This window comes from Synechococcus sp. R55.7 (assembly GCF_047461955.1).
In the GTDB taxonomy this organism is placed as follows: Bacteria; Cyanobacteriota; Cyanobacteriia; order Thermostichales; family Thermostichaceae; genus Thermostichus.
Genome location: NZ_JANSIC010000068.1, coordinates 9,183 through 11,936 on the forward strand (window position 1 = coordinate 9,183; position 2,754 = coordinate 11,936).

At 58.1% G+C, this 2,754-nt stretch carries 2 protein-coding genes and 1 pseudogene; 2 read left to right on the forward strand and 1 reads right to left on the reverse strand.

What is annotated here, in order from left to right; translation table 11 throughout:
• Both NW820_RS05315 and chlP read left to right on the forward strand, forming a co-directional pair.
• Positions 1-286 (forward strand): annotated as a pseudogene (locus NW820_RS05315) (polyamine ABC transporter substrate-binding protein); the annotation flags it as partial.
• 124 nt (positions 287-410) lie between these two features.
• Positions 411-1,631: a geranylgeranyl reductase gene (gene chlP / locus NW820_RS05320; RefSeq protein ID WP_414406886.1), complete on the forward strand. Its 1,221-nt coding sequence runs from the start codon at positions 411-413 to the stop codon at positions 1,629-1,631.
• Positions 1,632-1,638: 7 nt separating this feature from the next.
• On the opposite strand, the gene NW820_RS05325 is transcribed toward chlP, so the two are convergent.
• Positions 1,639-2,487 (reverse strand): hypothetical protein, encoded by an 849-nt coding sequence (locus NW820_RS05325; protein WP_414331048.1) that lies wholly within the window; start codon positions 2,485-2,487, stop codon positions 1,639-1,641.
• Positions 2,488-2,754: the final 267 nt, after the last annotated feature.

Genomic DNA, 2,754 nt, shown 5'->3' on the forward strand with positions numbered 1-2,754 from the left:
CGAAGACAATGCCCACACAGAATCAACCCAGACAGATTCCGGATCCCTGTTGGCTGACTGGCTTGATTTTGTCTTGAATCCTGAATTTGCCCCCCGCTTGGTCAATCTGAGCGGGATCCCTTCGGTTTTGCCGCTGGATTTGGCTCAACTTGCCCCACGCCTGCAACGCAGAGCCGACTTGCAAATCTCCACTTGGCAACGCTCGGAGATCTGGCGCCCCTTGAGCTCAGCCGAAGCCGAGTCCTATCTCAACCTCTGGGATCAAATGCGGCGGGGCCTTTTGTAGAAACACAGCGAGCGCGAGCCCTCCACTCTGCAACACTTCGTCAAGGTCCGCAATGCTTCTGAGGAGCTGTGGTAGGATGCCTGCTGTCTGATGAGCCAGTTGCACTTGCATCGAGGAGAGCACCTTGAGTCTGAGAGTTGCTGTTGTGGGGGGCGGCCCAGCCGGAGCCTCTGCTGCCGAAGTTCTGGCCCAAGCTGGAATCGAGACCTTTTTGTTTGAGCGGAAGCTGGACAACGCCAAGCCCTGCGGGGGCGCCATTCCCCTCTGTATGGTCTCCGAGTTCGACCTCCCCGAGGGGATCATCGACCGCAAAGTGCGCAAGATGAAGATGATCTCCCCTTCCAACTATGAGGTGGATATCGCCCTCGAAAAAGAAAACGAGTACATCGGCATGTGCCGCCGCGAGATCTTGGATGCCTTCTTGCGCAATCGTGCCCACCAAAAAGGGGCGGAGCTGATCAACGGCAAGGTAATGCATCTGGAAATCCCCCAGAATGGCCGGGATCCCTACATCCTGCACTACAACGATTTTTCCGACGGATCGAGGCAAGGGGTGCCGCGTTCTTTGGCTGTGGATGTGGTGATCGGGGCGGATGGGTTCCACTCCAAGGTGGCAGAAGCCATTGGTGCTGGCGACTACAACTATGCGCTGGCCTTTCAGGAGCGCATCCGGCTCCCGGACGACAAAATGGCCTACTACGCAGAGCGGGCAGAAATGTATGTGGGGGACGATGTTTCTCCAGACTTTTATGCCTGGGTGTTTCCCAAGTCCAACCATGTAGCCGTGGGCACCGGCACCATGAGGGCAAACCAAGCCCACATCCAAAAGTTGCAAGCTGGGATCCGCGCCCGTGCTGCCGAGCGGATTCGAGGAGGCCAGGTGATCAAGGTGGAAGCCCATCCGATCCCAGAGCATCCCCGCCCGCGCCGCGTGGTGGGCCGTGCTGCTTTGGTGGGAGATGCGGCGGGATACGTAACCAAATCCAGCGGCGAAGGGATCTATTTTGCTGCCAAGTCAGGCCGCATGTGTGCCGAGACCCTTGTCGAGACCTCCAACGGCGGCAAGCGCATTCCCACAGAGGAGGATCTAAAACTGTATCTCAAGCGCTGGGATCGCCAGTACGGCCTGACCTACAAGGTCTTGGACATCCTGCAGCGGGTGTTCTACCGTTCCAATGCCACCCGCGAAGCCTTTGTGGAGATGTGCGCCGACCGGGACGTGCAGAGGATGACCTTTGACAGCTACCTCTACAAGACGGTAGTGCCCATGAGCCCTTGGGTGCAGTTCAAGATCACGGTCAAAACCCTGGGCAGCCTGATTCGCGGCAACGCTTTGGCTCCCTGAAGTAACCCTACTGCCACTGGAAGGTCACCGTGACGCGATCCCAATTGGCCTCGGTTTTCAGCACACTGGCGGAGGCCCTTTGTCCGGGGGGCACGTCGCTGGGCTCAAATGCTGCCACTCGCGTATCGACAACTTCTTCTCCCCGATAGAAGGTGAAACGAGCACGGGCGTTGAGAACCGTGCGGGTGCTGCGGTTGATCGCTTCCACGCTTAGGCGGCTACCGGCCCCCACTCGTTCTTCCCGAATGGATCCCACGATTACAAAATCTCCTGGGCTGGCAGCAGACTCGGCTGGAGTGGCGGTCGGAACTGGGGTGCCAGGCTGTGGGGCCGTCTCGCTTTGCTTGGGATCCGACTGCCTCAGCAGCTCCAAAACACGGGCCAACTCCTGCTGAAAGAAAACAAAGGCTTCCCGCGATTGGTTGGCCACCTGGGCCAAAATCAGTCGATCCGACTCCTCTACCGGAATTTCCAGGAGGGGAGCTGGCCCTTTTAGGGTGACTCGGATGCTGGCGACTTCTTGGTTGATGAACTTATCCAGGTAGGGAAAGATGTTGAGAATGCAATCTTGGAAGGATCCCATCGGCATGATGCGATTGTTGGTCAGCACCAAGTCGGCCCGCTCACAGCTAGTCCGATCCTCCATATCAATTTCCAAGGGCACCCGAAAGGAGCCGAGGCTGGTGTTGGTGATGGTAACCCCAATGCCGTACACCTCCTGCCGCCAGCCATGAACGATCTCCAGGCTGGGGCTGGTGACTTCCTCGGTGAAATACTCTCCGGCCCAGGTCGGGGATCCCCACAGAGGCAGGGCCAATAGCAGCACAGGGAAATGGCAGGTCAGTCTCCCCTTCACCTCAACCTTCCTTAACTCAACTCGCGGACTTTGGGGCAGAGCAGCGGTGTTTCTTGCTCCCCCGGGATGGCAATAGCCTAACCCAGGGCTGGCGCAAACCAGGGGGAGTCTTTGAATAATCTTTCCAACAATAACGGCTTTGAACTTCATCCGCTCTGCCCAAAGGGATAGCCCAGTACCCGTCTTCATCGAGCTGGGGGTTGCCTTTGCGGTGGATCCCAGGGGCCATTTTGTCGGGGCAGCGCCACCGGCTTTGCCGTTTTCCGC